Origin of the sequence: Chromobacterium indicum, assembly GCF_039708975.1 — a bacterium.
Lineage (GTDB): Bacteria > Pseudomonadota > Gammaproteobacteria > Burkholderiales > Chromobacteriaceae > Chromobacterium > Chromobacterium piscinae.
This window is the reverse complement of sequence record NZ_JAYFSJ010000003.1, coordinates 178,747-204,385: the sequence shown is the minus strand read 5'-3', so window position 1 is coordinate 204,385 and position 25,639 is coordinate 178,747. Positions and strand designations below refer to the sequence as shown.

Annotated in this window: 28 protein-coding genes; 19 read left to right on the top strand and 9 right to left on the bottom strand. The window is 64.0% G+C overall.

Translation table 11 applies throughout. The features are described from left to right. Positions 1 to 44: 44 nt before the first annotated feature. Genes pncB through VA599_RS05760 form a run of 3 tightly spaced genes read right to left on the bottom strand, consistent with a single transcriptional unit; the run spans position 45 to position 2,565 of the window. The gene (gene pncB / locus VA599_RS05770; protein WP_346787908.1) at positions 45 to 1,274 is read right to left on the bottom strand and encodes a nicotinate phosphoribosyltransferase; all 1,230 of its coding nucleotides are present in this window, start codon (positions 1,272 to 1,274) and stop codon (positions 45 to 47) included. A gap of 8 nt (positions 1,275 to 1,282) precedes the next feature. After that, on the bottom strand, positions 1,283 to 1,987 hold the full coding sequence (locus VA599_RS05765) for an SAM-dependent methyltransferase (RefSeq protein ID WP_021478586.1): 705 nt from the start codon (positions 1,985 to 1,987) through the stop codon (positions 1,283 to 1,285). Beyond that, positions 1,984 to 2,565: a Maf family protein gene (locus VA599_RS05760; RefSeq protein WP_021478587.1), complete on the bottom strand. Its 582-nt coding sequence runs from the start codon at positions 2,563 to 2,565 to the stop codon at positions 1,984 to 1,986. Before VA599_RS05760 ends, VA599_RS05765 begins: the two co-directional genes overlap by 4 nt. A 118-nt stretch (positions 2,566 to 2,683) precedes the next feature. Here VA599_RS05760 and VA599_RS05755 point away from each other — a divergent pair, with 118 nt between their 5' ends. The 11 genes from VA599_RS05755 to VA599_RS05705 all read left to right on the top strand — a co-directional run bounded on the left by VA599_RS05755 (position 2,684) and on the right by VA599_RS05705 (position 12,685). Beyond that, the gene (locus VA599_RS05755; RefSeq protein WP_021478588.1) at positions 2,684 to 3,187 is read left to right on the top strand and encodes a YceD family protein; all 504 of its coding nucleotides are present in this window, start codon (positions 2,684 to 2,686) and stop codon (positions 3,185 to 3,187) included. A gap of 45 nt (positions 3,188 to 3,232) precedes the next feature. After that, positions 3,233 to 3,412, top strand: coding sequence for a 50S ribosomal protein L32 (rpmF, locus tag VA599_RS05750; RefSeq protein WP_011136965.1), 180 nt, complete (start codon positions 3,233 to 3,235; stop codon positions 3,410 to 3,412). Between the two features lie 56 nt (positions 3,413 to 3,468). Continuing rightward, positions 3,469 to 4,506, top strand: a complete 1,038-nt coding sequence (gene plsX / locus VA599_RS05745; RefSeq protein ID WP_031296850.1) for a phosphate acyltransferase PlsX — start codon at positions 3,469 to 3,471, stop codon at positions 4,504 to 4,506. Positions 4,507 to 4,511: 5 nt separating this feature from the next. Beyond that, positions 4,512 to 5,471 (top strand): beta-ketoacyl-ACP synthase III, encoded by a 960-nt coding sequence (locus VA599_RS05740; protein ID WP_021478591.1) that lies wholly within the window; start codon positions 4,512 to 4,514, stop codon positions 5,469 to 5,471. A gap of 125 nt (positions 5,472 to 5,596) precedes the next feature. Then, positions 5,597 to 6,526: an ACP S-malonyltransferase gene (gene fabD, locus VA599_RS05735; protein ID WP_346787907.1), complete on the top strand. Its 930-nt coding sequence runs from the start codon at positions 5,597 to 5,599 to the stop codon at positions 6,524 to 6,526. A 91-nt stretch (positions 6,527 to 6,617) separates the two neighbouring features. Continuing rightward, entirely contained in the window at positions 6,618 to 7,355 is a 738-nt protein-coding gene (gene fabG, locus VA599_RS05730) for a 3-oxoacyl-ACP reductase FabG (RefSeq protein ID WP_346787906.1), read from the top strand. A 110-nt stretch (positions 7,356 to 7,465) separates the two neighbouring features. Beyond that, positions 7,466 to 7,705, top strand: coding sequence for an acyl carrier protein (gene acpP / locus VA599_RS05725; protein ID WP_021478594.1), 240 nt, complete (start codon positions 7,466 to 7,468; stop codon positions 7,703 to 7,705). Between the two features lie 165 nt (positions 7,706 to 7,870). Beyond that, positions 7,871 to 9,112 (top strand): beta-ketoacyl-ACP synthase II, encoded by a 1,242-nt coding sequence (gene fabF, locus VA599_RS05720; protein WP_021478595.1) that lies wholly within the window; start codon positions 7,871 to 7,873, stop codon positions 9,110 to 9,112. Positions 9,113 to 9,243: 131 nt separating this feature from the next. Next, a complete protein-coding gene (locus VA599_RS05715; RefSeq protein ID WP_346787905.1) occupies positions 9,244 to 10,536 on the top strand; it encodes an aminodeoxychorismate synthase component I in 1,293 nt (430 codons plus the stop codon). Continuing rightward, positions 10,536 to 11,348, top strand: coding sequence for an aminodeoxychorismate lyase (gene pabC, locus VA599_RS05710; RefSeq protein ID WP_346787904.1), 813 nt, complete (start codon positions 10,536 to 10,538; stop codon positions 11,346 to 11,348). The genes VA599_RS05715 and pabC overlap by 1 nt, the downstream gene beginning before the upstream one ends. 155 nt (positions 11,349 to 11,503) lie before the next feature. Continuing rightward, a complete protein-coding gene (locus VA599_RS05705) occupies positions 11,504 to 12,685 on the top strand; it encodes a dicarboxylate/amino acid:cation symporter (protein ID WP_346787903.1) in 1,182 nt (393 codons plus the stop codon). Between the two features lie 172 nt (positions 12,686 to 12,857). Here the strand turns inward: VA599_RS05705 and VA599_RS05700 are convergent, their stop codons facing one another. Beyond that, positions 12,858 to 13,118, bottom strand: coding sequence for a DUF4936 family protein (locus VA599_RS05700; RefSeq protein ID WP_104947805.1), 261 nt, complete (start codon positions 13,116 to 13,118; stop codon positions 12,858 to 12,860). Between the two features lie 81 nt (positions 13,119 to 13,199). On the opposite strand from VA599_RS05700, the gene VA599_RS05695 reads away from it, so the two are divergent. After that, a complete protein-coding gene (locus VA599_RS05695) occupies positions 13,200 to 14,090 on the top strand; it encodes a prephenate dehydrogenase (RefSeq protein WP_021478600.1) in 891 nt (296 codons plus the stop codon). Between the two features lie 2 nt (positions 14,091 to 14,092). After that, on the top strand, positions 14,093 to 14,833 hold the full coding sequence (locus tag VA599_RS05690) for an SDR family oxidoreductase (protein WP_021478601.1): 741 nt from the start codon (positions 14,093 to 14,095) through the stop codon (positions 14,831 to 14,833). Here VA599_RS05690 and VA599_RS05685 read toward each other — a convergent pair. Continuing rightward, on the bottom strand, positions 14,830 to 15,714 hold the full coding sequence (locus VA599_RS05685) for a LysR family transcriptional regulator (RefSeq protein WP_346787902.1): 885 nt from the start codon (positions 15,712 to 15,714) through the stop codon (positions 14,830 to 14,832). The two genes, VA599_RS05690 and VA599_RS05685, sit on opposite strands and share 4 nt — an antisense overlap. Positions 15,715 to 15,814: 100 nt before the next feature. Here VA599_RS05685 and VA599_RS05680 point away from each other — a divergent pair, with 100 nt between their 5' ends. Beyond that, positions 15,815 to 17,062: an MFS transporter gene (locus VA599_RS05680; protein ID WP_021478603.1), complete on the top strand. Its 1,248-nt coding sequence runs from the start codon at positions 15,815 to 15,817 to the stop codon at positions 17,060 to 17,062. A gap of 48 nt (positions 17,063 to 17,110) precedes the next feature. Here the strand turns inward: VA599_RS05680 and mnmA are convergent, their stop codons facing one another. From mnmA to VA599_RS05665, 3 genes are read right to left on the bottom strand one after another with little or no spacing between them, the layout of a single operon-like run. Further along, a complete protein-coding gene (mnmA, locus tag VA599_RS05675) occupies positions 17,111 to 18,187 on the bottom strand; it encodes a tRNA 2-thiouridine(34) synthase MnmA (protein WP_346787901.1) in 1,077 nt (358 codons plus the stop codon). Then, positions 18,184 to 18,777, bottom strand: a complete 594-nt coding sequence (locus tag VA599_RS05670) for a hypothetical protein (RefSeq protein WP_115618187.1) — start codon at positions 18,775 to 18,777, stop codon at positions 18,184 to 18,186. The genes mnmA and VA599_RS05670 overlap by 4 nt, the downstream gene beginning before the upstream one ends. 22 nt (positions 18,778 to 18,799) lie before the next feature. Beyond that, complete coding sequence (locus VA599_RS05665; protein ID WP_346787900.1) at positions 18,800 to 19,267, bottom strand: NUDIX hydrolase; 468 nt, start codon at positions 19,265 to 19,267, stop codon at positions 18,800 to 18,802. A gap of 60 nt (positions 19,268 to 19,327) precedes the next feature. Here VA599_RS05665 and VA599_RS05660 point away from each other — a divergent pair, with 60 nt between their 5' ends. Both VA599_RS05660 and bfr read left to right on the top strand, forming a co-directional pair. Continuing rightward, positions 19,328 to 19,528, top strand: coding sequence for a (2Fe-2S)-binding protein (locus VA599_RS05660; protein WP_021478607.1), 201 nt, complete (start codon positions 19,328 to 19,330; stop codon positions 19,526 to 19,528). 120 nt (positions 19,529 to 19,648) lie between these two features. Further along, positions 19,649 to 20,125 carry a bacterioferritin gene (bfr, locus tag VA599_RS05655; protein ID WP_021478608.1) on the top strand — a complete coding sequence of 159 codons (477 nt, stop codon included), beginning with the start codon at positions 19,649 to 19,651 and terminating at the stop codon, positions 20,123 to 20,125. A gap of 60 nt (positions 20,126 to 20,185) precedes the next feature. Here bfr and VA599_RS05650 read toward each other — a convergent pair whose 3' ends face one another. Next, complete coding sequence (locus VA599_RS05650; protein ID WP_021478609.1) at positions 20,186 to 21,787, bottom strand: YdgA family protein; 1,602 nt, start codon at positions 21,785 to 21,787, stop codon at positions 20,186 to 20,188. 160 nt (positions 21,788 to 21,947) lie between these two features. Between VA599_RS05650 and VA599_RS05645 the strand changes: the two genes are divergently transcribed. The 3 genes from VA599_RS05645 to VA599_RS05635 all read left to right on the top strand — a co-directional run bounded on the left by VA599_RS05645 (position 21,948) and on the right by VA599_RS05635 (position 25,622). Then, positions 21,948 to 23,135 (top strand): DesA family fatty acid desaturase, encoded by a 1,188-nt coding sequence (locus tag VA599_RS05645; protein WP_021478610.1) that lies wholly within the window; start codon positions 21,948 to 21,950, stop codon positions 23,133 to 23,135. Between the two features lie 172 nt (positions 23,136 to 23,307). Continuing rightward, a complete protein-coding gene (locus tag VA599_RS05640) occupies positions 23,308 to 24,144 on the top strand; it encodes a methyltransferase domain-containing protein (RefSeq protein ID WP_346787899.1) in 837 nt (278 codons plus the stop codon). Positions 24,145 to 24,251: 107 nt separating this feature from the next. Then, a complete protein-coding gene (locus VA599_RS05635; protein WP_043149371.1) occupies positions 24,252 to 25,622 on the top strand; it encodes a pyridoxal-phosphate dependent enzyme in 1,371 nt (456 codons plus the stop codon). Positions 25,623 to 25,639 lie beyond the last annotated feature (17 nt).

Genomic DNA, 25,639 nt, shown 5'->3' with positions numbered 1-25,639 from the left:
GTGTCAGACGCAGGCGATGCCAGTAGGGCAGGCGCAGCGCTGGATCAGGGGGCAGCTGGCGGATCTTGGCGCGGGGCGGGCACCTTGAATACCTGGCGGAGGTAGGCGAGGAAGGTTTCGTCGCTGCACATGGTTTTGCCCGGGCTGTCGGATAGCTTGGCCACCGGCTGGCCATTGCAGCTGACCAGCTTCAGCACGATCTGCAGCGGCTCCAGCCCCATGTCGTTGGTGAAGTGGGTGCCGATGCCGAAGCTGACCTGGATGTGCGGGCTGAAGTGGCGCTGCAGCGCCAGCGCGCTGTCGACGCTGAGGCCGTCGCTGAAGGTCAGCATCTTGGTTGCCGGGTCGATCCGCAGCTTGCGGTAATGGGCGATCGCCCGCTCTCCCCATATATAAGGATCGCCGCTGTCGTGGCGCAGGCCGTCGAACAGCTTGGCGAAATAGAGGTCGAAATCGGCGAGGAAAGCGTCCATGCCGACCACGTCGGTCAGGGCGATGCCCAGGTCGCCGCGGTATTCCTGCACCCACGATTCTAGCGCCGCTTTCTGGAAGTCCCGCAGCCGCACGCCCAGCGCCTGAAATGCTTGGAAGAATTCGTGGGCCATGGTGCCGATCGGCGTGATGCCCAGCTTGCGCGCCAGGTAGACGTTGCTGGTGCCGCGGAACACCTCGGGCAGCGCGAGGTTCAGCCGCTCCACCACGTGGGCCTGCCAGTCGCGGCTGAAACGGCGGCGGGTGCCGAAGTCGGCGATCAGCAGCGGAAAGCGCTGGCCGGCGGCCTCCTCGCGCTGGAAGCGCTCCAGCTCGGCCAGCTTGGCTTCCAGCCGGCGATGGCCTTCCTCGCGCACGGCTTTGTCGTCCAGTGGGCGGAAATACAGCTCGTTGACGATGGCCAGCACGAAGATCTCGAAGAACATCGCCTGCACCATCGGGCCATTGATCCGGATGGCCAGCTGCTCGCCTTCCTCGCTCACGCTGATGAAGCGGCGTTGCAGGTGGAACAGTTCCAGATAGTCGACATAATCGCTTTTGATGAAGCGCAGGCCGCGCAGGTAATCCAGCTCGTCCTGGCTGAAGCGCAGTTCGCACAGCATGTCCAGCTGCGCCTCCAGTTGCTGTCTCAGCTGGGTCAGCGGCGTGTCCGGATGGTTGCGGCAACGGAATTCGTATTCGCCGTGAGCGGCGGGGAACTGGTGCAGCACCACTTGCAGCATGGTGAACTTGTAAAGATCGGTATCCAGCAGCGACTGGATGATGGGCGTGTTCTTGGGCATGGCGCTTCTCAGGCGGCGTGGATCACGAAGATGGCCGGCCGCTTGTGCAGATCGGGCGGGTTTTGCGGCCAGTCCTGCACCCGATGGCTGACGATGGTCTGCGTCGGCAGGGTCAGGTCGCAGGCTACCGCGAGCCGGGTCGAAGGCGCCAGCGTTTCGCGCAGCTGTTGCAGCAGCGCGTTGTTGCGGTAGGGCGTTTCGATGAACAGCTGGGTCTCGTTGTTTTGGCGAGAGCGTTGCTCCAGCGCTTTCACCAGTTTGGCCTTTTCGGCGGCGTCCACCGGCAGGTAGCCGTGGAAGGCGAAGCATTGGCCATTGGCGCCGCTGGCCATCAGCGCCAGCAGAATGGAGGAGGGGCCGATCAGCGGCTCGACGCGGATGCCGTGCTTGTGCGCCAGCGCCACCAGCTGCGCGCCTGGGTCGGCCACGGCCGGGCAGCCGGCCTCGGAGATCAGGCCGACATCGTGTCCGGCCTTCAGCGGCGCCAGCAGCGCGGCGACATCCGCCTCTTTGGTGTGCTCGTTCAGCGTGCTCATGGATAGCTCGCGGATCGGCGTCGTCACGCCCAGCGCTTTCAGGTGCTTGCGCGCGGTTTTTTCCGCCTCGACGACGAAATGGCTGATGTGGACGACTTTGGCGCGCTCGCCTTCCGGCAGCCAGGCGATGTTTTCGTCGCCCAGCGGAGCGGGGATCAGGAACAGGGCGCCGCTCATTTCAGCACCTCCACGCCCTCGTTGCCCAGCATGGAGATCAACTGGAACAGCGGCACGCCGATCAGCGCGTTGGGGTCGTCGGATTCCACTTTTTCCAGCAGCGCGCCGCCCAGTCCCTCGCTTTTGGCGCTGCCCGCGCAGTGGAGGGCGTCTGGTTCGCGGGTGAGGTAGTTGTGGATCTGAGCCTCGGTCAGCGCGCGCAGCGTGACGCGGGTGATGCCCACGCATTCCTGCAGCCGGCCGCTGTCGCTGTTGTACAACGCCAGCGCCGAATGGAAGATCACCGTGCGGCCGCTCATCCATTTCAGCATCTCCACGCCTTGTTCGAAGCCGCCGGGCTTGCCGATCTGCTTGCCGTCCAGCAGCGCCACCTGATCGGAGCCTATGATCAGCGCGCCGGGATGCTTGCCGGCCAGCGATTGCGCCTTGGTGCGGGCCAGGCGCACTGCGGTTTCCAGCGCGGTTTCGCCGGCTAGCGGCGTTTCGTCGCAGATGGGCGGTTCGGCGCTGAAGGGCAGGCCCAGGCGGGCGATGATTTCTTGGCGGTAGCGGGAGGTGGAAGCCAGTACGATATGCATGATGCGAGCCGGTTGACGGCAACGCCGGCGGCGCGGCCGAGTCGGCCGGCGGCCACGGTTCGGCCTTGCCTTGTTTCTTTTGACAAATCAGGGGAATGGATTGTACCATGCGGAGTTTATGTCTAAACCGATTTTGATCGATCCGCTCAAGTTCGCCCGGGAGGGGCGCTCGCTGTCCGGCAAACTGCCGGTTGGCGGGTTGGACGAGCGCGTTCATAGCGACCTGTCGGACACCTCTGGCGAGGTGTCTTATCAGCTCGACGGCTCTCGCGACGAGCTGCAGCGTTTTACGCTGCGCATCCGCCTGACGGCGGACCTGCGAGTCACCTGCCAGCGCTGCCTGGACGGCATGCCGTTCAGCCTGGACACCGATTCGGTGGTCACGCTGTTCGCCAGCCAGGAAAAGCTGGACGAGGCCTGCGAGCAGGATGAAGAGCTGGACGCGGTTCTCGCCGAACCCGAACTGGACGTGATTGCGCTGATCGAAGACGAAATCATCATGGGCTTGCCGCATTCGCCGAAACACGACGAATGCGACAGGGATACTCTCTCGCTCGCCAAGGCTGACAAGCCCAACCCGTTTGCGGTGCTGGCGGCGCTTAAGAGACCCAAGTCCGAGTAACCCGGATTCGCATTAGAATCTACTTGAATTTCTTAGGAGTCGACCATGGCTGTTCAACAGAACAAAAAGTCCCCGTCCAAGCGCGGCATGCATCGTGCACACGATTTTCTGACCGCTCCGGCTCTGGCAGTTGAAGCCAGCACCGGTGAAGCCCACCTGCGTCACCACATCAGCCCGAACGGCTTCTACCGTGGCCGCAAGGTTGTGAAGACCAAGGGCGAGTAATCTCCCCGTCCTCGCTTCCTTTCCTTTTTTGGTAGGCACTTTTACCGCAATCGTTGATGACTATCACCGTCGCGGTTGATGCTATGGGCGGTGACGTTGGCCTCAAGGTTACCGTCCCGGCATCGATCCAATTCCTGCAAGACCACCCCGACATCCATCTGATTCTCGTAGGCGACCAACCAGCCCTGGAGGCTGAATTGGCCCTGCATGATGGCGCCGTGCGTGAGCGCATCCTCATCCAGCACGCCACTCAAGTGGTCGGCATGGACGAGGCGCCTCAGCTCGCCCTCAAGAATAAAAAAGATTCGTCGATGCGGGTGGCGATCAATCTGGTCAAGGAAGGCAAGGCGCAGGCCGCAGTCTCCGCCGGCAACACCGGCGCGCTGATGGCTACCGCGCGTTTCGTCCTCAAGACCATTCCGGGCATCGACCGTCCCGCCATCGCCAAGCTGCTGCCCAATGTAAAGGGCACTTCCTGCGTGCTGGATCTGGGCGCCAACGTCGATTGCACGCCAGAACAACTTTTGCAGTTCGGCATCATGGGTTCCGAGCTGATGGCCTGCCTGCAAGGCAAGGCCAATCCTTCCGTCGGCCTGTTGAATATCGGCAGCGAAGATATCAAGGGCAACGACAATATCAAGAAGACTGCCGAGCTGTTGCGCCAGTCGGAGCTGAATTTCTACGGCAACGTGGAAGGCGACGACATCTGCAAGGGCACGACCGATGTGGTAGTCTGCGATGGTTTTACCGGCAATGTGGCGCTCAAGACAGCTGAGGGGCTGGCGCACATGTTCGCCGTATTCCTGAGGGAAGAGTTCGGCCGCAACTGGTGGACGCGTTTGTGCGCGTTGGCCGCGTTGCCGGTGCTGGGCCTTTTCAAGAAGCGCATCGATCCGCGCCGCTACAACGGGGCCAGCTTGCTGGGCCTGCGCGGCATCGTGGTGAAAAGCCACGGCGGCGCCGATGTCACAGGATTCCGTTACGCGTTGGCGCAGGCATGCGAGGAGGCCGGTTCCGACGTGATTGCACACATCGCCGATCGGGTTGCCAAACAACTAGACAACCTCAAGCAATCCGAGGCGGAAGCGAACTGAAAAATATGGGCTATTCCCGCATTCTCGGCACCGGCAGCTTCCTGCCGTCCCAGGTGCTCACCAATGCGCAATTGGCCGAACGGGTGGAAACCAGCGACGAGTGGATTGTCTCTCGCACCGGCATCCGCGCGCGCCATATTGCCGACGAAGGGCACAAGACCAGCGATCTGGCGCTGAGGGCGGCGGAAGCCGCCATCGCCAGCGCAGGCATCGACAAGGGCGAGATCGACCTGATCATCGTCGCTACCACCACTCCCGACATGATTTTCCCCAGCACCGCCTGCATCCTGCAGGAGAAGCTGGGCTTGCCCGGCGTGCCGGCTTTCGACGTGCAGGCGGTGTGCGCCGGCTTCGCTTACGCGCTGGCCACCGCCAACGCCTACATCAAGAGCGGCATGTCGAAGAAGGCGCTGGTGATCGGCGCCGAAATCATGTCGCGCGTGCTGGACTGGGATGATCGCCGAACCTGCGTGCTGTTCGGCGACGGCGCCGGCGCGGTGGTGCTGGGCGCGTCCGACGAGCCCGGCATCCTGCATGCCAAGCTGGCGGCCGATGGCCGTTATCAGGGCTTGCTGAATACTCCGGCGCAAATTTCCGGCGGCAAGATCCAGGGCATGCCCTATCTGCACATGGACGGCCCGGCCGTATTCAAGTTCGCCGTCAAGTCGCTGTCCGAAATCGCCGCCGCCACGCTGGCGGAGGCCGGCGTCGACAAGGCCGATCTGGATTGGCTGGTGCCGCATCAGGCCAATCTGCGCATCATCGAGTCCACGGCCAAGCATCTTGGCCTGCCGATGGAGAAGGTTGTCGTCACCTTGCCTGAGCAGGGCAACACTTCGGCCGCCTCCATTCCGCTGGCGCTGGATGTCGCGGTGCGCGACGGGCGCATCCGGCGCGGCCAGACCGTGATGCTGGAAGGCATCGGCGGGGGATTTGCCTGGGGCGCGGTGCTGCTGACCTTCTGATTGGAATTCCGCAAAGTGGCTTTTTCGCCGCATGATCGCCGATAATGACAGAGTTTATTGATCGGCGGCGTGGCGCGAGCGGCCGCTTTGCGTCATCCTTTGCGTCGAATTCTGTGGAGTCGACTATGGCTTTTGCTTTTCTTTTTCCGGGACAGGGCTCGCAGAGTCTGAAGATGATGGACGGCTTCGCCGACCTGCCCGTGGTGCAGCATACTTTCGCCGAGGCGTCCGACACGCTGTCGCTGGACCTGTGGGCGATGCTGCAGGCGGATGGCGCCGACGCGATCAACGCCACCGTGAACACCCAGCCCATCATGCTGGCCGCCGGCTACGCCACGTATCTGGCGTGGCAGGAGTTGAACGGCAAGCAGCCGTCCATCGTGGCTGGCCATAGCCTGGGCGAGTACACCGCCCTGGTGGCCGCCGGCGCGCTGCCGTTCGCCGAAGCGGTGAAGCTGGTGCGCTTGCGCGCCGAGGCGATGCAGGCCGCGGTGCCGGCCGGCGTCGGCGCGATGGCCGCCATTCTGAGCCTGTCTGACGACGACATCCGCGCAGCCTGCGCGGAGGCCGCCCAGGGCGAGGTGGTGGAAGCAGTCAACTTCAACTCCCCGGGCCAGGTGGTGATCGCCGGCAACAAGGGCGCGGTCGAGCGGGCGATGGACTTGTGCAAGGCCAAGGGCGCCAAGCGCGCGCTGCCGTTGCCGGTATCGGTGCCGTCGCATTGCTCGCTGATGCGGCCGGCCGCCGAGCGCCTGGCCGAGGCGCTGCGGGGCGTGCACTTGAACGCGCCGGCAATCCCGGTGCTGCACAACGCCGATGTGGCCAGTTACAACGACGCGTCGCAAATCCGCGACGCGCTGACCCGTCAGCTGTACATGCCGGTGCGCTGGACCGAAACCATCCAGAAGCTGGCCGCCGACGGCGTGACCATGATGGCGGAGTGCGGCCCGGGCAAAGTGTTGGCGGGCCTGGCCAAGCGCATCGACGGCAACGTCAAGTGCCTGGCGCTGACCGACCGCGCGGCGCTGGAAGCCGCGCGCGCAGAACTGGTTTGACGCGAAATTCCGGCGGACCGGCCCAGGCCGGACCGCCATCGCCCCTTTCGGCGAGAGCCGCGCGGGGCGTTGAAAACAAGGAGACATATTGATGAGTCTGCAAGGCAAAGTGGCGCTGGTGACCGGCGCCTCGCGCGGCATAGGCGCGGCGATCGCCGACGCGCTGGCCGCCGAGGGCGTCGTGGTCATCGGTACCGCCACGTCGGAATCCGGCGCGGCCGCCATTCATGAGCGCCTGTCCACCGCCGGCGGGGCCGGCCGCGTGCTGAACGTCACCGAGGAGGGCGCTGTCGAGGCGTTGGTAGAATCGGTGGAGAAGGAGTTTGGCGCGGTGGCGATTCTGGTCAACAATGCCGGCATCACCCGCGACGGCCTCCTGATGCGGATGAAGGACGAGGATTGGGACGCGATCATGGACACCAACCTGAAGTCGGTGTTCAAGACCTCAAAGGCTGTAATGCGTGGCATGATGAAGGCCCGCAGCGGCCGCATCATCAACATAGCCTCCGTTGTAGGGGTGATGGGCAATGCGGGCCAGGCCAACTATGCGGCCGCCAAGGCGGGCATCATCGGCTTCACCAAGTCGATGGCGCGCGAGGTCGGCAGCCGCAACATCACCGTCAACTGCGTGGCTCCTGGCTTCATCGATACCGACATGACCCGCGCGCTGCCGGAAGCGCAGCGCGAGGCGCTGGTTGGCCAGATTTCGCTGGGCCGTTTGGGTGATGCCAAGGACATCGCCGATGCCGTGGTATTCCTGGCGTCGGATCGAGCATCCTACATTACGGGCCAGACTTTGCACGTGAATGGCGGCATGCTGATGCCTTAATTCCTGTCCGGCTGGTCCCGGATAGAGATTTAGGTAGGCTGCTCTAATTTTTTTTTGTAGAATACCGGGGTTTTGCGATCCCGAATCAGAAAGGTCAAGGGTTTAAACAAATGGAAAACATCGAACAGCGCGTAAAGAAGATCGTCGCCGAGCAACTGGGTGTGAACGAAGCCGAAATCAAGGTGGAAAGCTCCTTCGTCGACGATCTGGGCGCCGATTCCCTGGATACCGTTGAACTGGTGATGGCACTGGAAGAAGAGTTCGAGTGCGAGATCCCGGACGAAGAAGCCGAGAAGATCACCACGGTTCAACAAGCCATCGACTACGTGACTGGCCATCTGAACAAGTAATCCCCTTTTTCGGGACCAGGACCTCTGCGTGGTGGCGCTTCGGCTCGCCTGCAGAGGTTCTTTTGTTAAGAAGGTTCCAAACGCGCGTTTGAACCTGGCTTGTGCTTGTCAGGCGCGCGTGGTTTCATCGGGAGACTGCCCTCCCATCTATCACGGAGATTCTTCGTGTCCAAACGCAGAGTAGTAGTCACCGGCCTGGGCCATGTGTCCCCGGTCGGCAACGATGTCGCCACCGGCTGGGCCAACCTGTTGGCCGGCAAGAGCGGCATAGCCAAGATCACCCGATTCGACGCCAGCGACATGGCTTGCCAGATCGCGGGCGAGGTCAAGGACTTCAATATCGGCGATTACATTTCGCCGAAAGAAGCGCGCCGCAACGACCTGTTCATCCACTACGGCATCGCCGCGGCCCTGCAGGCCGTCGCGGACGCGGGGCTGGATGAGGTCCCGGATCTGGACAAGACCCGCGTCGGCGTCAACATCGGTTCCGGCATCGGCGGCCTGCCGCTGATCGAGGATACCGGCGTGGCGCTGATGGAGGGCGGTCCGCGCAAGATCGGCCCGTTCTTCATTCCGGGCTCGCTGATCAACCTGATCGCCGGCCAGGTCTCCATCCTGAAGGGCTATCAGGGACCCAGCTACGGCATCGTGTCCGCCTGCACCACCGGCGCGCACTGCATCGGCGACGCAGCTCGCCTGATTCAGTACGGCGACGCCGATGTCATGGTGGCGGGCGGTTCCGAGGGTGCGATTTCGCGTCTGGGCATCGGCGGCTTCGCCGCGATGAAAGCGATGTCCACCCGCAACGACGACCCCGAGGCCGCGTCCCGCCCATGGGACAAGGGCCGCGATGGTTTCGTGATGGGCGAAGGCGCCGGCGTGCTGGTGCTGGAGGACTATGACCACGCGGTGAAGCGCGGCGCCAAGATCTATGCAGAGCTGATCGGCTTCGGCATGAGTTCGGACGCGCACCACATCACGGCGCCTAGCTCCGAGGGCCCGGCCCGCGGCGTGACCAACGCGCTGCGCGATGCCGGCATCAACGCCGACGCGGTGCAGTACGTGAACGCTCATGGCACGTCCACTCCGCTGGGCGACGCCAACGAAACGACTGCCATCAAGATGGCGTTTGGCGATCATGCCAAGAAACTCGTGGTCAACTCCACCAAGTCGATGACCGGCCATTTGCTGGGCGGCGCCGGCGGCGTGGAGGCGATTTACACCATTCTGGCGATCCACAACCAGGTGTCCCCGCCGACCATCAATCTGGTCGAGCAGGATCTGGAAGCCGGCTGCGATCTGGATTACGTAGCCAACACCGCGCGCGACATGAAGATCGAGGTGGGGATTTCCAACTCCTTCGGTTTCGGCGGCACCAACGGCACCCTGGTGTTCAAACGGGTCTGATCGTCGCCGCAGGCGATTGACAGAGCGAACCGCTGCGTTACACTCGCAGCGGTTTTTCTTTTTTCGCCGCCGCTCAAGGTGGGCGGCGGTGTTGCAAATCAGTGCCGGGCCTTGCCGGCCCAGGATCGTAGATGTTCACTCAGAAACTCGACTTCATTCCCGATCTGTTGGCGCTGCATGCCGCCGATCGCGAAAACTTTCCCTATCTGATGCAATCGTCCGGCGACGGAGGCTGGGATCTGCTGCTGATGCAGAGCGAGCGGCGCGTGTTCATGGCGGGCGAGGGGCAGGCTTTTCTGGACGAGGTGCGCGCATTCAGGCCGCAGGTGGTGTCCAATCCGCACGGCCTGCCTTTCGTCGGCGGCTGGTTTGCCTATCTTGGCTATGACCTGCTGTCTGAGTTCGAGCCGCATGTGCCGGCCGCCTTGCCGGACAGCTTTCCGCTGGCGGTGTGGGCGCGCGCGCCGGCCGCGGTGCTGGTGGACCGCGCCAAAAACGAAGCCTGGCTGGTCGGCGAGACCGCCGACGACTGGCACGCGCTGGAACGCTTGGTGGCGGCGAAGCCCGCTTTCGCGCCCAAGGCGGTGGCGCTGGCCGGTCTGGAGGAGGATCCGCCCGAGTGGTATACCGACGCGGTGGCCCGTCTCAAGCGCTATATCTACGAAGGCGACGTGTTCCAGGTGAATATTTCGCGCGGCTGGCGGGCCGAGCTGGCCGAGGGCATCGCCGCGCCGGATCTGTTCGCCGCGCTGCGCCGGGCCAATCCGGCGCCGTTCTCTGCGCTGGCGGACTTCGGCGACGCGCAGATCGTCAGCTCGTCGCCGGAGCGGCTGGTGCGGGTGAAGGATGGCTGGGCCGAGACCCGCCCCATCGCCGGCACCCATCCGCGCTCCAAAGACCCGGCTGAGGATGCCGAGCTGAAAAAGCGGCTGATCACCAGCATCAAGGAGCGCGCCGAGCACGTGATGCTGATCGATCTGGAGCGCAACGATCTGGGCCGCATCAGCCGCCCGGGCACGGTCGAGGTCAGTGAGCTGATGGCGGTGGCTAGCTACGCCTATGTCCATCACATTGAGTCCAATGTCCGCGGCAAGCTGCGCGACGACGTCGCGCCGGCGGACGTGCTGCGTGCGCTGTTCCCCGGCGGCACCATCACCGGCTGTCCCAAGGTGCGGACCATGCAGATCATTCGCGAGCTGGAAAACAGCGCGCGCCGGGCCTATACCGGCAGCCTCGGCTATCTGAACCGCGACGGCACCATGGACTTCAACATCCTGATCCGCACCTTCATGCAGGAAGGCGGCAAGCTGCGCTTCCGCGCCGGCGGCGGCATCGTCGCCGATTCCGATCCCGAGCGCGAATTGCAGGAAACCCGCCACAAGGCGCGGGGCCTGCTCAGGGCGCTGGGCGTGGAGCAGGCCTGATGGCGATGCTGGTCAACGGTCTGCCGGGCGAGGCGGTGTCGGCGTTGGACCGCGGCTTCAATTACGGCGACGGCGTGTTCCGGACCATGCAGCTGCGCCGCGGCCGGCCATGGATGTGGCGCTGGCAGTACGCGCGGCTGGCGGATGATGCCGCGCGGCTGGCATTGACGCTGCCGGACGAGCAGTTGCTGCTGGACGAATTGATGGCGCTGGGCCGCGAACACGCGTTGGCGGTGGGCAAGATCGTGATCACCCGCGGCGTCGGCGCGCGCGGCTACGCGATGGCCGGCGCCGGCGCGCCGACGCGCATTGTGTCGGCGACGCCATGGGCCGGCTACCCGGCGGAATATGGCGAACAGGGCGTGGCCGCGCGCTGGTGCGAACTGAGGTTGTCCTTGCAGCCGCGGCTGGCCGGCGTCAAGCACCTGAATCGGCTGGAAAGCGTGCTGGCGAGGTCCGAATGGAACGACCCGGCGATACAGGAAGGCCTATTGCTGGACCAGGACGGCTGGCTGGCCGAGGGCACGATGAGCAATGTCTACCTGCTGCGGGAGGGGGAGATCCAGACCCCTTTGCTCGATCGCTGCGGCGTGAACGGCGCGGTGCGGGATTGGTTGACGGATAATATTTCAAATTTCGGACTTAAATTTTCAGAAAAGCGACTTTTCGCTGCCGATTTGATTGACGCTGACGCGGTGTTTCTCTCCAATAGCCTGATAGGCATCTGGCCACTGGCTCGCCTGGGCGAGCGCGTCTGGATGCCTTCACCTTTGCTGCAGGCATTGCGGCAAGTCTTACTACAACAAGCCTGATGCATGGCGCCGGGGAACGTCGGCGCGATGTTCCGCTTGCCGCGCCGGCCGGCTCCCTCTCTTCTTCCGAATCGATCCGATCGCGCCGGAGCGGACGGGTTTTGTCCGGCGTCGCGCCAGGCGCGGCGGGCTGGATAACCCGGAAGAGGTTGCCTGTGAAATTGATTCTTAAACTGCTGGCCGGCATGGCGGTCGGCCTGCTGCTGGGTCTGTACGCGCCCGTACCGCTGCTGACGCTGATGCTGACTTTCAAAGGACTGTTCAGCCAGTTCATCGGCTTCATGATCCCGCTGATCATCGTGTTCTACATCATGAGCGGCATCGCCGCGCTGGAGACCGGGTCCGGCCGCATGCTGGGCTGGACCGTGGGCCTGGCTTACGCGTCCACCATTCTGTCTGGCGCGCTGGCTTTCACCGCCGCGTCCGCACTGTTGCCGCAATGGTTGGGCGCGGCAGCCGCCGCGCCGGTAGCCGCGAACAAGCTGGCGCCGCTGTTCAAGCTTGAGATCAAGCCGCTGTTCGACGTGATGACGGCGCTGATGCTGGCCTTCGTCTTCGGCCTGGGCATCGCCGCCACCGGCGCGGCGCGGCTGCGCGAGATCGCCGAGCAGGGCAAGGACATCGTCGAGATGGTGCTGGCGCGCGTGCTGGTGCCGCTGCTGCCGGCCTACATCGCCTGCGAATTCGCCGACATGGCTGCCGCCGGCACCGCCTTCGCCACGCTGAAAACCTTCGGCGTGGTGTTGCTGATGGCGATTGCCCTGCACTGGCTGTGGCTGGCCGTGCTGTACGGCGCCAGCGGCGCGCTGCTGGGCCGCAATCCGCTGTCGCTGCTGCGCGCGATGCTGCCGGCCTATTTCACCGCGCTGGGCACCATGTCGTCCGCCGCCACCATCCCGGTGGCGCTGCGCTCGGCCGGCAATATGAAGGTGTCGCCGCCGGTGGTGAATTTCGTGATGCCGCTGTGCGCCACCATTCACCTGTGCGGCTCCACCATCACTCTGGTGAGCTGCGCCACCGCGGTGATGCTGATGACCCATGGCCTGGAAGTGCCGGGCTGGGACGTGATGCTGCCCTTCATCCTGCTGCTGGGCGTGACCATGGTGGCCGCCCCGGGCGCGCCGGGCGGCGGCGTGATGTCGGCGCTGGGCATCCTGTCCAGCGTATTGGGTTTCCCCGAAGCCAGCCTGGCGCTGATGATCGCGCTCTATCTGGCGCAGGACAGCTTCGGCACCGCCTGCAATGTGGCCGGCGACGGCGTAGTCGCGCTGTGGGTGGACCGCCTGGTGGGCCGCGCTACGCAGCCTGCCGGCGAGGCGGCCGTCCAGCGCGGCTGACGGTGATTTGCTAAGCAGAACAAGTGATTTGGGAGAATGGGCGGCGCTGGTTATAGTGTTGGCCTGACCGTTTGGCTGCCGCCTCAGCGCGGGGGTTTCGGTTTCTCTCGTTAATCGTGTTTGTTTTGGCCGGGCCGCGCGCCCGGCTTTTTCTTGCCCGTCCGTTTTGCGGCTATAGCGGCTGAAACCATTCCTCGCTGGCCGGCAGGGACAGACCATGGCGCAGGCGGGCCGCCTGCCAGGCCGAGCGGAATGCGTCGCGGTCGGCGATGCCGGGGTAGACCTCCATCCAGGTGTCGGCGTCGTCGCAGCGGCGCAGCAGCTCGCCGGTCCAGCCGGCGGCGGCCAGCTCCATCTGCAGCGCGCGGAATCTGCCCAGCACGGTTTCAGGCTCGGAAGGCGCCTTGAAGTAACAATACAGCGTCGCGGTCATCCAAATCTCCAGACTGGCCATGGCGGCAAAATTGTTTATGATAGACCTTCTCGCCGCGGAAGTGGCGGCAGGACAAGGGGGATGCAGGTGCAGCAGCAGATAGACACCCTGGTGGTGGCGGGCGTCGGCCTGATCGGCGGCTCGTTCGCGTTGGCGCTCAAGCGCGCCGGCAGGGTGAAGACCGTGATCGGCGTCGGGCGCACGCTGGCCAATCTGGAAAAAGCGCTGACGTTGGGCGTGGCGGACGAGATCAGCCAGGACATCGGCGCTGTCGCCCATCGCGCCGACATGGTGCTGCTGGCGTCGCCGGTGGGCCAGATGGGCGCGTTGATGGCGGCGCTGGCGCCGGAGCTGCGTCCGGGGACGGTGGTCACCGACGGCGGCAGCACCAAGAGCGACGTGGCGGCGCTGTATCGCCAGCACCTGCCCGGCCATCTGCCATGGTGCGTGCCGGCCCACCCGATCGCCGGCTCCGACATGTCGGGCGCGGTGGCCGCCCAATACGGTCTGTACGAAAACCGCCGCGTGGTGCTGACGCCGCTGGCGGAAACCGCGCCCGAGGCGGCGGAGACGGTGGCTGAGCTGTGGCGCGCCTGCGGCGCGGAAATCCACTGCATGGACGCCGCCGAGCACGACTCGGTGTTCGCCAGCGTCAGCCACCTGCCGCATCTGCTGGCTTTTTCCTATGTGGACCGGGTGGCGGCCAAGGCCAATGCCGAGCGCTGCTTCGATTTCGCCGCCACCGGCTTCCGCGATTTCACCCGCATCGCCGGCAGCCATCCCGAGATGTGGACCGACATCAGCCTGGCCAACCGCGACGCGCTGCTGGCCGAGCTGGCTGATTACCGCGCCGGACTGGATCGCCTGGCCTCTTTGCTGGAGGCCGGCGACGCGGATGGCCTGAACCGGCTGTTCGGCGAGGCGCGCGCCGCGCGCACCCGCTGGCATCAGCAATTCTTGAGGAAGGGCTAGCGATGGACGGCAAGGTGGCATTGGTGACCGGCGGTACGCGCGGCATAGGCGCGGCTGCCACGCGCTTGCTGGTCGCCGCCGGTTGGCGGGTGGCCGCCAATTATCGTTCGGACGAGGCCAGCGCCGCCGCGCTGAAGGCCGAGCTGGGCGAGGCTGTGGAGCTGTTCCGCGCCGACGCGTCAGAGGAAAAGGCCATCGTCAGGCTGTTCGATGACGCGATGTGCCATTACGGCCGGCTGGACGGGCTGGTCAACAACGCCGGCGTCACCGCGCCGATGTGCCGGCTGGAGGATTACAGCGCCGAGCGGGTGGAGCGGGTGCTGCGCGTCAATGTGCTGGGGCCGCTGCTGTGCTGCCGCGAGGCGGTGCGGCGCATGTCCACCCGCCATGGCGGCGACGGCGGCGCCATCGTCAACGTGTCCTCGGCCGCGTCGCGGCTGGGCTCCGCTGGCGAATACATCGATTACGCCGCCAGCAAGGGCGCGATAGACACGCTGACTCTGGGCCTGGCGCGCGAGGTTGCGGAAGAGGGCATACGCGTCAACGCGGTGCGCCCCGGCCTGATCGAGACCGATATCCACGCGGCCAGCGGCGAGGCGGGCCGCGTGGCGCGGCTGGCGCCGACAGTGCCGATGCGGCGCGGCGGCCAGCCGGAAGAGGTGGCGGAGGCCATCGTCTGGCTGCTGTCCGACGCCGCCTCATTCTGCACCGGCAGCCTGCTGGACGTGTCGGGCGGCCGTTAGTCTCCCCGCACCCCGGCCAGGAAATTGGCGACCAGCGGCGAGTTTTCGTCGCGGCGGACGGCGATGCCCATCGACAGATAAGCGCCGTCGTCCGACAGCGGCACGTAGCGCACCGCCGGTATCTGCACGCACTCCAGCGGCGAGGGCAGGATGGCGATGCCGACGCCGGCCGCCACCAGGCCGATCTGGGTGATCGCCTCGCCCGCCTCCTGCACCATTCTCAATTCCAGTCCGTTTTGCAGAGCCAGCTGGCGTACTACATCGCTGAGGCCGGAGCCGGATTCGCGCGGATAGCCGATCAGCGGCTCGCCGGCCAGCCGGCTCAGCGCCAGCGCTTTTTCCGCGGCCAGCGGATGGGCGCTGGGCACCACCGCCAGCAGCCGGTCGCGGTGCAGCTCCTCCACCCGGATCAAGGGGCTGGGCGTCGGGCCGTTGAAACGGACGAAACCCAGGTCCAGCTGGCGGCGCTCCAGCGCGTCGAATTGGCCGGCGGTGAACATTTCGCTTAGCGTCAGCCTGACTTCGGGATAGTCCCGACGGTAATGCTGCAGGCTGTGGTGCAGGATGGGCGTCAGCGGCAAGGACGAGGTGAAGCCGATGCGCAGCTCGCCGGTTTCGCCGTCGGCGGCGCGGCGCACCGCGGCGGCGGCGGCCGCGCTGTCGGCCAGGATCTGGCGCGCGCGCGGCAATAGCTGTTGCCCGGCGGGCGTCAGCTCCACCTTGCGCTGGTGGCGGCGGAACAATGGCGCGCCCAGCTCTGCCTCCAGCGCCTGTATCTGCTGGCTCAGCGGCGGCTGGCCGATGTGCAGCCGCTCGGCCGCGCGGGTGAAGTGCAGCTCTTCGGCCACGGCGATGAAGTAGCGCAGATGGCGCAGTTCCATATTGATATTTTAAAAGTATTAATCGTGGTTGAAATATATATTGGACTGAGGTTTTTCCCAAGCCTAAGCTGACGGTGTCGTTGAAGAAGAGATTGATGCCGTGTCCGCCCCCTCCGTTGCGCTGCAAGACAGCCAAACCATTTCCGAGCCGCCCGCCGCCAAGCTGCATGCCGGCACGCCGGCTTTCCGCTCTACCGCGCGCGCCATGTTCATCGGCGGTTTCTGCACCTTCGCCATGGTTTACGGCACCCAGCCCTTGATGCCGCTGTTCGCCCATGATTTTTCGCTGACGCCGGCTGCGGCCAGCGGCGTGGTGTCGATGTCCACCGGCGCGCTGGCGCTGGCCTTGATTCCGGCCAGCCTGCTGGCCGACCGCTTCGGCCGCCGCGTTTTGATGAATTTGGCGCTGGCGCTGGGCGCGGTGTTGATGCTGATGTCGGCCTTCGTCGCTGGCTTTGGCGCTTTTCTGCAATTGCGGGCGGTGTTCGGCCTGGTGATGGCCGGTTTGCCGGCGGTGGCGATGGCTTACCTGAGCGAGGAAGTGGACGCCAGATCGCTGGGCCACTCGATGGGGCTCTACATCGCGGGCAACGCGCTGGGCGGCATGTGCGGCCGGCTGTTGGCTTCGCTGTTGGCCGATCATGTCGGCTGGCGCGGCGCGGTGCTGGCGCTGGCCGTGATCGGCTGCGTCGGCGCCTGGCAGTTCTGGCGCTGGTTGCCGGCCTCGCGCCATTTCCAGCCGCGCCGCCACGACTTCGCCCGCATGGGGCGCGAGCTGCGCGGCATGTTGCGCGACGGCGGGCTGCCTTGGCTGTTCCTCACCGCCTTCCTGTTGATGGGTTGTTTCGTCAGCCTGTACAACTACCTGGGTTTCCGCCTGCTGGCCGCGCCGTTCCGTCTGAGCCAGAGCGCGCTGGCGCTGGTGTTCTCGCTGTACGTGGTGGGCATTTGGTCATCGGCCTGGGTGGGGCGGCTGGCCGATGGCCTGGGTCGGCGCAATGTGTTGTGGATGATGGTGCTGATGATGCTGGCGGGACTGCTGCTGACGCTGGGCGACACCTTGTGGCTGCTGGTGCCGGGCGTGGCGCTGTTCACCTTCGGCTTCTTCGCCGCCCACTCGGTGGCCAGCAGCTGGGTGGGCCTGAGAGCCCGCGAGGGCCGGGCCCTGGCCTCGGCGCTGTATCTGACTGCTTACTATCTGGGCTCCAGCGTGTTCGGCTCGATGTCGGGCTTGATGTGGGGGCGTGGTGGCTGGCATGGAGTGGCCACGGCGCTGGCTCTGGCCTTGCTGGTCCTGATGGGGGTCAGTTTATGGCTGAGGCGGCTGCAGCCCTTGCCGCAGGCTTGAGCGGCCCGTGAAAAAGCCCCGCGTCGCGGGGCTTTTTTATTGCGAGGCTTAGCGGATGATGCCGCCGCCCAGGCAGATGTCGCCGTGGTAGAGCACGGCCGACTGCCCCGGCGTTACCGCCCATTGCTTTTCCGCGAAGGTAAGCGTGGCCTGGCCATCGACGATGGGCGACAGCGAACAGGCGGCGTCCGCCATCCGGTAGCGGTTCTTGGCGCTGTATTCGCCAGGCTGCGGCGCGTCCGGCAGCGTCCAGCTGAGGTCGGCCATCGCCAGCGTCGGCTTCAGCAGCAGCGGGTGGTCATGGCCCTGGACCACGATCAGCCTGTTGCCCGGAATGTCCTTGCCGGCGACGAACCACGGCTCGCCGTTGCCGTCGCGCGAACCGCCTATGGTCAGGCCCTTGCGCTGGCCCAGCGTGTAGTACATCAGGCCGATGTGCTCGCCCACCACCTTGCCATCCGGCGTCACCATCTGGCCGGGCGAGGTGGGCAGGTAGCGCTGCAGGAATTCGCGGAACGGGCGTTCGCCGATGAAGCAAATGCCGGTGGAGTCCTTCTTGGCCGCGGTCGGCAGGCCGGCCTGTTCGGCCAGCTGGCGCACTTCGGTCTTGCGGATGTCGCCCAGCGGGAAGATGGCCTTGGCCAGCTGATGCTGCTGCAGGCGGTACAGGAAGTAGCTCTGGTCCTTGGTGTGGTCCACCGCCTTCATCAGATAGTGGGTGCCGTCTTGTTCCAGCTTGCGCGCGTAGTGGCCGGTGGCGATGCAGTCGGCGCCCAGTTCCATCGCGTAGTCGAGGAAGGCCTTGAACTTGATCTCGGCGTTGCACAGCACGTCCGGGTTCGGCGTGCGGCCGGCCGAGTATTCCTTCAGGAAGTACGAGAACACGCGGTCCTTGTATTCCTTGGCGAAATTGACGATTTCCATGTCGATGCCGACGATGTCGGCCACGCTCATCGCGTCCAGCGCGTCCTGCTTGATCGAGCAGTATTCGTCGTCGTTGTCGTCTTCCCAGTTCTGCATGAACACGCCGATCACTTCATGGCCTTGCTGCTTCAGCAGCCAGGCGGTCACCGACGAATCCACGCCGCCGGACATGCCGACGACTATGCGTTTCTTACCCGTCACGGGGCGTTTCCTTCCTTGCTTTTGCTTGCCTGTCTGACAGGCTCGGATACGGCCGGGGGCTCGTATCCCGTCATCCAAACTGAAAGGGGAACCACCACGGGCGGTTCCCCGAAATCCTTGAACCAGGTGTCCACCGCCCAATCCTGATTGGCGGCGTTGTCGTGCAGCACGCCGGTGTAATGCAGATCCAGAATCCACGGCGCGCGCCATTCAGGTGGCGCCGCGCGGTGGAATTTCAACCACCCCTGCCGCTGCAGGTAGTTGAGGAAAGTGGTGACGTTGCTGCTGTGGTCCACGCAGTCCATCCGGCCTTGGGCCGGGCCGTCGCGGAAATTGCCGCCCTTGTCCTGCCAGATCGGCGTGTCGCGCGCGGCGATGCGATACAGCGTCAGCACGGCGTCGGCCACCGCTTCGCGCTCGGACGCGGCGGAGTCGGACCGGCTCATGCGCGCGGCCAGCCAGTCATGCTCCTCGTCGGAGATGTCGAATTGGGCGTGTCTGGAACATCCGTAATGATAACAGATGTTTAGCCCGTCGGCGCGCGCGGCGGGAAGGAGCAGGGCAAGCAGCAGCGGTATCAATAGTCGCATCGGGCATCCTGTGGCGGGCGGGTCAGCGCAGGTCGCGTATCAGTTGCAGAGGATACGCGATGCCATTGCGATAGTCTGCCAGGCATTGCAGCACCACCGGGCTGCGCAGCCGCGCCGTCTGCGCGGCGATGTCTTCGTAGGCCAGCCAGTGGACGGCGACGATGCCTTCGTCCAGCTGTGGCGGGGAGGAGGGCGGGACGGCGTCGCCATGGAAGGCGAAACGCATATAGGTGATGTCGCCATCCTGGGCGTCGGCCAGGTAGATGCCGGTGAGGCCGCGCGGCGTGAACAGCCAGCCGCTTTCTTCCCGGGCCTCGCGCGCCACCGCTTGCAGCAGCGTCTCGCCGCGCTCCAGATGGCCGGCAGGCTGGTTGAGCCGCAGGCCGCCCGGCGTTTCCTCCTCGATCATCAGGAAACGGCCGTCGCGCTCGATGATGGCAGCGACTGTTGCATTTGGCTTCCATTGACGCGCTTTGTTATTGACAATCATTCTTGTTTATTTCTATGATGATGATAATTATTCTTGATTGTAAGCCAGAGGGGGCTTCCGATGTATGTCTGCTTGTGCAATGCAGTGACCGACAGCCAGATCCGCCAGGCGGTTCATGGCGGTGCCACGCGCATGTGCGACCTGCGTCGGGAACTGGGCGTCGCCTCCGATTGCGGCAAGTGCGCCTGCATGGCCAACCAGATACGCAAGGACGCGCAAAGCGAACTGACCGTCTGCTCGGTGGCCCGCACCGCCGCCTGATCTTCTCCCAAAGGGGCAACGCCCCTCCTGCCAGCCTGCGAGCTGGCTATCCCCATTTATGCCTTGAGCTATGCGCCTGCTGTGCCATAATGCCTGAACGATTTTTCAGGAGAATATGACATGCAAGGCGACAAGAAGGTCATCAAGTACCTGAACCAGATTCTCAAGAACGAGCTTACCGCGATCAACCAGTACTTCCTGCATGCCCGCATGTACAAGAACTGGGGTCTGAAGAAGCTGAACGAGCACGAGTACGAAGAATCCATCGATGAAATGAAGCATGCCGACAAGCTGATCGAGCGTGTGCTGTTCCTGGAGGGGCTGCCCAATCTGCAGGATCTGGGCAAGCTGCACATCGGCGAGAATCCGAAGGAAATGCTGGAGTGCGATCTGAAGCTGGAAATGGAGGCACTGCCATTGCTGCGCGAGGCGATCGCTTACTGTGAAACCTCCAAGGACTACGTCAGCCGCGACATGCTGGAAGACATTCTGGAGAGCGAGGAAGAGCACGTGGACTGGCTGGAGACCCAGCTGGGCCTGATCGAGAAGGTCGGTCTGCAGAACTACCTGCAAAGCCAGATGGAAGACGCTTCCTGATTTTGCGGGAGCGCAAGAAAAAAGGGCTGTCGTTGCGACAGCCCTTTTTTTGCGTCCGGCTTATTTCTTCGCCGCAGGCTTGCTTGGTTCCGCGGCGGGAGCGGAGGCGTCGATGGTTTCTTCGTGCTCCTCCCACGGCAGCGGCACCTTCTGCTGGTGTATGGTCAGGCCCTTGGCGTCGTATTTCAGGTCGGTGGAAATCTGGCCGTTGTCCTCCACCAGGTAGCCGCCCGATTTCCATTGCGACAACTGGCTGTCCAGCAGGCTTCTGGCCAGGTCTTCCACTTCCTGCATGTTCGGCTGCTCTTCGGCGCTCTGGTCGACAGTGAACAGGTTGCGGGCCTGGGTTAGCACCAGTTCTTCCAGCGTCTGGCGCGGCAGGCTCAGCTTGGCGTCGGCCTCGATGCGCTTGGCCAGCTGCGTGATGTCGTTCAAGTCCGCCGGCGTGAAGCCGTTGATGCCCAGGCTGCCTTGCAGCTTGGCTTCGCCGGCCGGCATCTTCAGGTAGAACTCGTTGATCAGCAGCTTGGGATTGTTTTCCAGCAGCGGGATCGCGTTCTTCTTGATGGTGTCGACGTATTGCTTGCGCAACACCGCCGGATCCACGCCTTCGAACGGAATCTCGCTGATCGCCTTGTCCAGCTTCACCAGCGTCGGGCCGTGAAGGTGGTTGGCGGACACGTCCAGCCGCAGCGGGCCGTAGCGGTTGGCGTTGAAGCTCAGCTCTGCGAAGTTCACCTTGCCGCGGGTGTTGACGAATTCGTCCTGCTCGCTGGTGACGATCTGGTAGCTGAAGTTCTTCAGCACCACCGACGACGGCTTGAACTCGCCGGACGGATTGACGAACTCGCCGACGCGGACGCGGGTCATCAGGTAGATCAGCTCGTTCAGCTTGATGCTGTACGGCACGCTCTCGCGCGAGCTCAGCTGCACATTGCCTATGGTCAGTTCGCTGGTGCCGAGCTTGATGCCGGTGTTGCCCGGACGCATGTCGGACACATAACGCACGCCTTCGAACGAGATGCTGCCCTTGCTGGCGGCTTCCAGCAGGAAGCCGGGCGACAGCGCCTCGGTTTTGTATTCCTTGTAGCCGTTGGCGTAATCGACCTTGAGGTCGAAGCCTTTCCATTTCATCTTGACGCCGGACAGCGCCTCTTCGTAGTCGAAGGCGGGCACCGCCACTTCCAGCAGGCCGCCGCCGCCGAAGCCGATGCGGTTGGTGATGGCGATCGGCTCCTTGTCGCCGAAGAAGGTCTTCAGCGTCTTGCGGGTGGCGTCGCTCATCGCGAACTCGGTGCGCACCAGCGCGCGGCCCGGGCGGAAGTCAAAGCCGGCCAGGCCCGGCAGCGGGCCGTGCTTGACGTTGTTGGTGAACTTGATCGTGGAGTTCAACAGCGGCTTCATATTGTCCGGCAGCATGTTCTCGTACGGGCCGGACAGATGGCGGTTGAACACCAGCTCGGTGGTCTCGGTGGACGAGAACCAGCCGCGCTGATAGCTGTGCGATTTGACCTTGAACAGCGGCAGGCCGGAGAGCATCCGGTACTGCTCCTGCAAGGTTTCCTCGGCCTTGACGCCGGCCCAGTAGCTGGAGCCCGCGTACAGGACGAACAAGCCGCCGATGGCGGCGCCGGCAATGATCAGTCGACGTTTTGGCAACACTAGTATTTTTCTGAACTAGGGTGAAATGATGCCCTATGGTACACCAATGCACCGGCGGATGCGCTCCCGCCGCGCTTGACTGGAAAATTTGGTTCTGCATGGCGGCAGGGCTTGTTATAGAATAGAGCTTTGTCTCTAAGTCGACGGACGCATCGAATACATGAACCTGAACTGGCTCAACGGTCTGTTGGATCTGCCATGGTGGGGCAATATCGTCGCCGCCCTGATCCTGACCCACATCACCATCGCCGCGGTCACGATTTTCCTGCACCGCCACCAGGCCCACCGCGCGCTGGACCTGCACCCGATTCCCAGCCACTTCTTCCGTTTCTGGTTGTGGCTGACCACCGGCATGGTCACCAAGCAGTGGGCGGCCATCCATCGCAAGCACCACGCTCGCTGCGAAACCCAGGAAGACCCGCACAGCCCGCAGGTGCTCGGCATCAAGAAGGTGCTGTGGGAAGGGGCCGAACTGTACCGCGCCGCCTGCAAGGACCAGTCCATCATGGACAAGTTCGGCCACGGCACGCCTGACGACTGGCTGGAGCGCAATGTCTACAGCAAGCACAACGCCAAAGGCATCGTGCTGATGCTGCTCATCGATCTGGCGCTGTTCGGGCCGATCGGCCTGTCGATCTGGGCCGTGCAGATGGTGTGGATTCCGTTCTGGGCCGCCGGCGTGATCAACGGCCTGGGCCACTTCTGGGGCTACCGCAACTTCGAGAACGAGGACGCCTCCACCAATCTGGTGCCTTGGGGCATCCTGGTGGGCGGCGAAGAGCTGCACAATAATCACCATACCTTCGGCACCTCGGCCAAACTGTCGTACAAGTGGTACGAGTTCGACATCGGCTGGATGTACATCCGCATGCTGGAAATCTGCGGTCTGGCCAAGGTGCGCAAGGTGGCGCCGCAACTGGCCCACGATCCGTCGCGCCCGCAGCTGGATCTGGAGCACCTGCAGGCCATCATCGCCAACCGCTACGCGATCGCCTCGCGTTACGCGCGCGAGCTGAAGGCCGAGTGCGGCGCGGAATTGGCCAAGCTGAGCCTGCCCGAGTTGCCGCAGGTCAACCTGCCGCGCAAGATGAAGGTGTGGCTGAAGCAGGACGCCAAAGACCTGCCCGAGTGCGACCGCGACCAACTGGCCCGCATCCTGGAGCAGAGCCACGTGCTGGCGACCATCTACAATATGCGCCAGGAGCTGACCCGTCTGTGGGAGCGTTCCAGCCTGACCCGCGAGCAATTGCTGCAGGAGTTGCAAGACTGGTGCGCGCGCGCCGAAGCGTCCGGCATCGCCGCGCTGCAGCGTTTCTCGCAGAATCTGAGGCAGACCGCGCTGGCCTGACGCCTGATTCCCGTTTTCATTGCCAACCCCGCATCCGACGATGCGGGGTTTTTTATCGTCCGGCATGCCGTTAGAGTTTTTTTCTATATTCAAATAGAAAATAAAGTTTGATTTCAAAATAGCTGAAAGAAATATAATGATGGCCTGTTGCTATTCGAGCGAGGTCATCGAGATGAGTGCATTGCAATTGACGCAGACGCAGTCCGATCTGCCTTACATCCACGGGTTTTCCGCCACCGAGCAGGCGAGGCTGGTACGCCAGGCGCGCTTTTCCGAGGCGATGGTGTACCGCGACGTCGATTTTTCCGGCGTGCAAAAGCTGCTGGAGGTCGGCTGCGGCGTGGGCGCGCAGACCGAGATTCTGCTGCGCCGCTTCCCAGAGGTGGACATCACCGGCCTGGATTTCAGCCAGCGGCAGCTGGCGGTGGCGCGCCAGCGCTTGCAAGGCAGCCCCGAGCACGGCAGGGCGACGCTGCTGCACATGGACGCCGAGGATCTGGACTTCCCGCCCGCCAGCTTCGACGGAGCCTTCCTGTGCTGGATTCTCGAGCATGTGCATTCGCCGGAGCGCGTGCTGGCTGACGTGAGGCGGGTGCTGAAGCCCGGCGCTAGGCTGTACGCGACGGAGGCGATGAACGCCACCTTCTTCCTGGCGCCGTATTCGGCCAATCTGCAAAAGTACTGGATGGCTTTCAACGACCACCAGCTGTCGGTGGGCGGCGATCCCTTCGTCGGCGCCAAGCTGGGCAACATCCTGATGCGGCTGGGCTTCCGCCATGTGGAGACCAAGGTGAAAACCTGGCATCTGGACAGCCGCGAGCCGCACCGGCGCCAGCAGGTGCTGGATTACTGGACCGAGCTCTTGCTGTCCGCCGCCGACCAGTTGATAGAAGCGGGCAGGGTGGATGCCGAGCTGGTCGAGTCAATGACAAAGGAATTAAGGTTGCTTAGGAGCGACCCGGAACTGGTATTCTTCTACAGCTTCATGCAGGCCAGTGCGGTGGTGTGAAGGCTTATTATATTTAGTAGGACTACTTTGATTTTGTAGAAGATTTTGCAATTTTTATATAACAAAAAATTACTAAAAGTAATTTTAAAATAGCCAGGAGTATGGAAATGCAGGACAATAGCGTTCTATCGTTGATCGGCAATACGCCGCTGGTCCGCGTCAGCCATCTGGACACCGGCCCGTGCGAGTTGTATCTGAAGCTGGAAAGCCACAATCCGGGCGGCTCGATCAAGGACCGCATCGCGCTGACCATGATCGAGGCGGCCGAGCGCGACGGCAAACTGAAGCCCGGCGGCGTCATCATCGAGGCCACCGCGGGCAACACCGGGCTCGGCCTCGCGCTGGTGGCGGCGCAGAAGGGCTATCCGCTGACGCTGGTGGTGCCGGACAAGATGAGCCGGGAAAAGATTCTGCACCTGCAGGCGTTGGGCGCCCAGGTGGTGCTGACCCGCTCGGATGTCGGCAAGGGCCACCCGGAGTATTACCAGGACATGGCGGCGCGCATCGCCAGCGAGACTCCGGGCGCTTACTACATCGACCAGTTCAACAATCCGGCGAATCCGCTGGCGCATGAAACCACCACCGGACCTGAGATCTTCCGCCAGATGAACGGCGAAGTGGACGCGGTTGTGGTCGGCGTCGGCTCCAGCGGCACGCTGACCGGCCTGACCCGTTTCTTCCGCGCGCAATCGCCTGCCACCGCCTTCGTGCTGGCCGACCCGGTGGGCTCGGTGATGGCCGATTACGTCGAGACCGGCAGTTTCGGCCAGGCGGGCAGCTGGCTGATCGAGGGCATAGGCGAGGATTTCATTCCGCCGTTGACCGATCTGTCGATGGTGAAGCGCGCCTTCCGCATCAGCGACCAGGAAAGCTTCGACACCGCGCAGCAATTGTTGAGCAGCGAAGGCATTCTGGCCGGCTCGTCGTCCGGCGCGCTGCTGGCGGCTGCGTTGCGTTACTGCCGCGAGCAGACCGTGCCCAAGCGGGTGGTAACGCTGGTGTGCGACAGCGGCAACAAGTATCTGTCCAAGATGTACAACCGCGACTGGCTGGTGGATCAGGGCATGCTGCGGCTGCCCGAGGTGGGCGGGTTGACCGACCTGATCGTCCGCCGCCATCAGGACGGCAGCACCGTGTCGTGCCATCCGGACGAGCCGCTCAACGTCGCCTACCAGCGGATGCGGCTGCACGACGTGTCGCAGATGCCGGTGCTGGACGACGACAAGGTGGTTGGCGTGCTGGACGAGTGGGATCTGCTGCTGTCGGTGCATGGCGAGCCGGAGAACTTCCGCCAGACCGTGGCCACGGCGATGAGCGGCCATGTGCGCACGCTGTCGCCGCAGGCCTCGCTGCAGGATCTGCTGCAGGTGTTCAACGACGGCCACATCGCGCTGATCGTCGACAAGGGACGCTATCTGGGCCTGATCACCCAGGCCGACCTGCTGTCGTTCTGGCGACGCCAGCCGCGCGCTGCTTAAACCGATTTTCCGCCCTG

What these genes read in the sequence shown, in the direction of transcription:
- VA599_RS05760 (WP_021478587.1), bottom strand. Translation starts at nt 2,565, where the DNA reads ATGCATATCGTACTGGCTTCCACCTCCCGCTACCGCCAAGAAATCATC.
- VA599_RS05715 (WP_346787905.1), top strand. Translation starts at nt 9,244, where the DNA reads ATGTTCACTCAGAAACTCGACTTCATTCCCGATCTGTTGGCGCTGCAT.
- plsX (WP_031296850.1), top strand. Translation starts at nt 3,469, where the DNA reads ATGACTATCACCGTCGCGGTTGATGCTATGGGCGGTGACGTTGGCCTC.
- fabD (WP_346787907.1), top strand. Translation starts at nt 5,597, where the DNA reads ATGGCTTTTGCTTTTCTTTTTCCGGGACAGGGCTCGCAGAGTCTGAAG.
- VA599_RS05685 (WP_346787902.1), bottom strand. Translation starts at nt 15,714, where the DNA reads ATGGAACTGCGCCATCTGCGCTACTTCATCGCCGTGGCCGAAGAGCTG.
- fabG (WP_346787906.1), top strand. Translation starts at nt 6,618, where the DNA reads ATGAGTCTGCAAGGCAAAGTGGCGCTGGTGACCGGCGCCTCGCGCGGC.
- VA599_RS05640 (WP_346787899.1), top strand. Translation starts at nt 23,308, where the DNA reads ATGAGTGCATTGCAATTGACGCAGACGCAGTCCGATCTGCCTTACATC.
- VA599_RS05635 (WP_043149371.1), top strand. Translation starts at nt 24,252, where the DNA reads ATGCAGGACAATAGCGTTCTATCGTTGATCGGCAATACGCCGCTGGTC.
- rpmF (WP_011136965.1), top strand. Translation starts at nt 3,233, where the DNA reads ATGGCTGTTCAACAGAACAAAAAGTCCCCGTCCAAGCGCGGCATGCAT.
- pncB (WP_346787908.1), bottom strand. Translation starts at nt 1,274, where the DNA reads ATGCCCAAGAACACGCCCATCATCCAGTCGCTGCTGGATACCGATCTT.
- VA599_RS05660 (WP_021478607.1), top strand. Translation starts at nt 19,328, where the DNA reads ATGTATGTCTGCTTGTGCAATGCAGTGACCGACAGCCAGATCCGCCAG.
- VA599_RS05765 (WP_021478586.1), bottom strand. Translation starts at nt 1,987, where the DNA reads ATGAGCGGCGCCCTGTTCCTGATCCCCGCTCCGCTGGGCGACGAAAAC.
- VA599_RS05740 (WP_021478591.1), top strand. Translation starts at nt 4,512, where the DNA reads ATGGGCTATTCCCGCATTCTCGGCACCGGCAGCTTCCTGCCGTCCCAG.
- acpP (WP_021478594.1), top strand. Translation starts at nt 7,466, where the DNA reads ATGGAAAACATCGAACAGCGCGTAAAGAAGATCGTCGCCGAGCAACTG.
- VA599_RS05665 (WP_346787900.1), bottom strand. Translation starts at nt 19,267, where the DNA reads ATGATTGTCAATAACAAAGCGCGTCAATGGAAGCCAAATGCAACAGTC.
- bfr (WP_021478608.1), top strand. Translation starts at nt 19,649, where the DNA reads ATGCAAGGCGACAAGAAGGTCATCAAGTACCTGAACCAGATTCTCAAG.
- VA599_RS05645 (WP_021478610.1), top strand. Translation starts at nt 21,948, where the DNA reads ATGAACCTGAACTGGCTCAACGGTCTGTTGGATCTGCCATGGTGGGGC.
- VA599_RS05695 (WP_021478600.1), top strand. Translation starts at nt 13,200, where the DNA reads ATGCAGGTGCAGCAGCAGATAGACACCCTGGTGGTGGCGGGCGTCGGC.
- pabC (WP_346787904.1), top strand. Translation starts at nt 10,536, where the DNA reads ATGGCGATGCTGGTCAACGGTCTGCCGGGCGAGGCGGTGTCGGCGTTG.
- VA599_RS05755 (WP_021478588.1), top strand. Translation starts at nt 2,684, where the DNA reads ATGTCTAAACCGATTTTGATCGATCCGCTCAAGTTCGCCCGGGAGGGG.
- VA599_RS05700 (WP_104947805.1), bottom strand. Translation starts at nt 13,118, where the DNA reads ATGACCGCGACGCTGTATTGTTACTTCAAGGCGCCTTCCGAGCCTGAA.
- VA599_RS05690 (WP_021478601.1), top strand. Translation starts at nt 14,093, where the DNA reads ATGGACGGCAAGGTGGCATTGGTGACCGGCGGTACGCGCGGCATAGGC.
- VA599_RS05670 (WP_115618187.1), bottom strand. Translation starts at nt 18,777, where the DNA reads ATGCGACTATTGATACCGCTGCTGCTTGCCCTGCTCCTTCCCGCCGCG.